The organism is Salinivibrio sp. MA440, from assembly GCF_001996265.1.
GTDB classification, from domain to species: Bacteria; Pseudomonadota; Gammaproteobacteria; order Enterobacterales; family Vibrionaceae; genus Salinivibrio; species Salinivibrio costicola.
Map to the genome: position 1 here is coordinate 1 of NZ_MUFI01000083.1, position 4,053 is coordinate 4,053.

3 protein-coding genes are annotated in these 4,053 nt (G+C 47.3%); all 3 read left to right on the forward strand.

What is annotated here, in order from left to right:
* The first annotated feature begins 26 nt into the window (after positions 1–26).
* Positions 27–1,211, forward strand: coding sequence for an NO-inducible flavohemoprotein (gene hmpA / locus BZG80_RS15460; protein ID WP_077679755.1), 1,185 nt, complete (start codon positions 27–29; stop codon positions 1,209–1,211).
* 183 nt (positions 1,212–1,394) lie between these two features.
* The gene (locus BZG80_RS15465; RefSeq protein WP_021022964.1) at positions 1,395–1,877 is read left to right on the forward strand and encodes a DUF3015 domain-containing protein; all 483 of its coding nucleotides are present in this window, start codon (positions 1,395–1,397) and stop codon (positions 1,875–1,877) included.
* Positions 1,878–1,983: 106 nt separating this feature from the next.
* A complete protein-coding gene (locus tag BZG80_RS15470; protein WP_077679756.1) occupies positions 1,984–3,906 on the forward strand; it encodes an Lnb N-terminal periplasmic domain-containing protein in 1,923 nt (640 codons plus the stop codon).
* Positions 3,907–4,053: the final 147 nt, after the last annotated feature.

Here is a 4,053-nt window from a genome sequence, read left to right on the forward strand (position 1 = left end):
AAATATACATGTTTAGAGAGACGCTGATGTTAAGCCAACAAACCATTGATATTGTTAAATCAACTGCCCCTGTGCTCGCCGAAACAGGCCCGAAGCTGACGACCCACTTTTATCAGAGGCTTTTCCAACACAACCCTGAATTAAAAGATGTTTTTAATATGCGCCACCAGCAAAATGGCGATCAACGTGAGGCGTTGTTCAATGCTATTTGTGCGTATGCGCAGAATATCGATAACTTACCTGCCCTCCTTGGCACAGTAGAAAAAATCGCCCACAAACACACTAGTTTGTTGGTAAAAGCCGAACACTATCCCATTGTAGGTAAGCATCTATTAGCGACCATTGATGAGTTACTCGCCCCCGAACAAGCGATACTAGATGCCTGGGCGGAGGCGTACCAGGTGCTGGCGGATGTGTTTATCGCAAAGGAACAACAACTTTATCAAGACAGCCATGATCAAGTGGGCGGTTGGCAAGGGCTACGCGATTTTGTGTTGGTTGAAAAACGTCCAGAAAGTGAACAGGTCACCAGTTTTGTGTTTGCACCTAAAGACAGTCAGCCCGTCGCGCCTTTTACGGGCGGACAATACATTGGCATCGTCGTTAATCATACCGGTTTTGAACATCAAGAAATTCGCCAATACAGTTTGTCACACGCGCCTAACGGCCAGCATTATCAGATCTCGGTAAAACGGGAGCCACACGGTCAGGTCTCCAACTACTTACATGATGAGTTAGCTGTTGGTGGTACTGTGATGCTCACGCCACCGGCGGGCGATCTCAAACTGAACGTGGATCAGGGTACGCCCGTCGTATTAATTTCTGGCGGGGTGGGCGTAACGCCAATGTTAGCGATGTTAGAAAGCCTGACCGAACATGATGCGCCCGTCACTTGGCTGCATGCTACCGAGCACGGCAAACTGCATGCTTTCAATCATCCTGTCCGCAACCTCGCGCGTCAGCACAGGCATATCCAGACGCACATTTGGTATAACCAACCTCAACCCGCGGATACGCTTGGACAAGACTTTGATCATACCGGATGGATGGATCTGACTGCGGTGAGCGATACGTTCATTCCAGTCACGGTGCAGGTTTATCTCTGCGGCCCAGTTGGCTTTATGCAGCATGTCCAAACCCAACTACGCGCCTTGGGCGTCCCTGACGAACAGTTCCACTATGAGTGCTTTGGCCCGCATAAAGTATTATAGCTCGCTATTTCTCTTTCTTTGAGCAGCTAATCCCACGTTTCAAAGGTGTCGTTGAAATTATACAAAACAGTCAATATAATCATCACACCAAATTTTTAGGGTTTTCCTGCCTAATAATCTCACCTTTGAGAAGCTATTATGAGGTAAACTCTAGTTGCAACACTTTTAATCAAAAGGATTACCATGAAAAAATTTATCGCTATTGCTGCACTTGCTACCCTTCCACTCTCTGGCGCGGCATTGGCAGATTCAGATATCGGCTGTGGTCTCGGCACAATGGTATTTGATGGTCAACAAGGAAAGGTTTACAAAGTACTCGGCGCCACCACAAACGGCACCTCTGGTAACCAAACCTTTGGTATCACCTTTGGTACGCTAGGCTGTGATGGCACAGGCACCATTGATTCGCAGCAGAAGCTAGCCATGTTCATTGACGGAAACATGGATAACCTAGCACGTGATATCGCACGCGGCGAAGGCGAAACGTTGGCAACGCTTTCTGAAGTTTGGGGCATCAAAGATGCAGACAAAGCAGCATTTAACGACGTTGCTAAGCAAAACTTTGCATCGATCGTAACCTCTGATCAAGTCACTTCACAAGAAGTACTGACCAACCTAAATACTGTTGTAGCGCAAAACGAGCAGCTTTCAACGTATAAAATTTAAGCGGTATAACGCTTGACGGTTATCCGCCAAACAGTGGCGGTTATTAAGTGCGAAAGTGCCCTACTTGGGCACTTTCATGTTTCTGGACGTGAATCGTTGTACTGATATGAGACTTATTCATTCTCGCACCTCGCTATTTGTTCGTCTTAGTCTCATCATTCTTTCTCTCTTTAGCGCGCCGGCTTTTGCGAGTACGCCTGATTTTACCAACACGGCTACGTTTGCTAAGACCGCTACTGTTACGAAAAATAGTGACTTTAATATTCCCTCCTTGGCCAACCAAGCATACTGGCTAAAACTGGTTCACTATCTACCTAACACGTTATCAGGCTATGAAAGTACGGTTGATTCAGAAGATTTTTTCCTTGCCGCTAACGGAAAGACACACCCGCAACAAGAGCTAGCAGCGACAATTAATGCGCTTTACCATGCCGATGCCTCCGTTGCAAAAGCAGCAAGGTGTCAATATCCCGCGCGTTTTACATGGCTCGAGTCTAAAGCAGGACGCACTGCACAACTCGATTGCCCTGAACTTGAGCGTTGGCAAAAGGTGCTTGATCCAGACGGCATGACGCTGGTTTTTCCAACGGCATTTATGAACAATCCCTCATCAATGTTTGGCCATACGCTGTTGCGAATTGACGCACAAGATCAAACACGAAATAAAGAATTGGTGGCATTTGCAGTCAATTTTGCTGCCGAACCCAGCCAAGATGACAATGCCGCCATGTATGCCGCAAAGGGGCTGTTTGGCGCTTACCCGGGGCAATTTACTGTGATGCCTTATTATCATAAGGTTCGCGAGTATAACGACATTGAATCGCGAGATATTTGGGAATATCCCCTTAACTTGTCCGAGCAAGAGGTAAATCGTGTATTGCTGCATTTGTGGGAGATGCAAAGCGCGACCTTCGATTACTACTTTCTTGACGAAAACTGCTCATACCAACTGCTCGCATTGCTTCAGTTGGCTCGCGATGATTTAAGTTTGGTCGATGATTTCCCGTTTCAAGCGATCCCGTCAGATACTGTAAAAACGCTAGCCAGTAATGACTTGATTGAGATACCAAGTTTTCGTGCCTCGTTTGGCACTCGCCTATTAAATATGTCGCAACAAGCCTCTCCTGCGGTGTTTGAAGCCGCGAAAAAAGCGAAAAGTGGCCATTTCCCTGACCATCAGCAATATACTGACGAGCAATTGGCCGCTATTTATGAATTTGCTTACGAGTGGCTCAATTTTGATTTTTATGATCAAGCACTTCCTAGAGATCCCTATGCGCAGCGCCTCACTAAATTACTCAGCATGCGCAGCCAAGTCAGTGCAGCCTCTCCGTTTGAGTCCGTAGCTAATATCAATGTATCGCCGGATAAAGGGCACGGCTCTACACGTATTGGTTTTGGAGCAAGAACCGCAAAATACGGTCCCGATGCCCTCTCGTTTGAATGGCGTGCGGCATACCATGACTTAATGGATCCCCAAGATGGCTTTGTGCCCGGCGCACAAATCAGCTTTGTTGATGTCGCTATCAGTCAGGATGAAAACGGTAATACGCAACTGGATAAGCTTTATCTGATCGATGCAATGACAATCGCGCCGAAAAAACGGGTTTTCTCTAGTCTATCGTGGAATATCCGTGCAGGCTTTGACCGTTTACCAGGCACCGAGAGACAAGATAGCCGTTGGTTTGCCCAAGGGGGCGTAGGTCAGTCGTGGGGAGAAAGTGACGGTTTACATGCCTACGCTTTGTGGTCAACAGCATTAACTCATGGCGACGCCAGCGATAACCAATTTAATCTAGCAACCGGCATAGAATCAGGATTGCTATGGCAACTTGCTGATGACCATCGTCTCGGCGTGCAAGCACAGTATCTGCCGCTGCTTAATCGTTCCTCCCTGACACAATCACAAGTCGATATGACTTGGCACTGGCGCGTCACCGATGATTGGTCTATTCGCAGTAAAGCACGCTACCAGCACTGGGAGAACGAAGAGATGAGTGGTCACATTACTAGCTATTTTTACTTTTAAACACCTCAAATCGTGTGCCGTCCTATCGAACTGACAGCAAGGAAATAGCACGCATCCCCCAGAAAAGCGGGTCTAATAGCATTCAAGATTAACGGCCCGCTTTCATAACAAGTTACTCCTCGGTTTTCCCTCCGCGCGTTTATATCC

What these genes read in the sequence shown, in the direction of transcription:
- hmpA (WP_077679755.1), top strand. Translation starts at nt 27, where the DNA reads ATGTTAAGCCAACAAACCATTGATATTGTTAAATCAACTGCCCCTGTG.
- BZG80_RS15465 (WP_021022964.1), top strand. Translation starts at nt 1,395, where the DNA reads ATGAAAAAATTTATCGCTATTGCTGCACTTGCTACCCTTCCACTCTCT.
- BZG80_RS15470 (WP_077679756.1), top strand. Translation starts at nt 1,984, where the DNA reads ATGAGACTTATTCATTCTCGCACCTCGCTATTTGTTCGTCTTAGTCTC.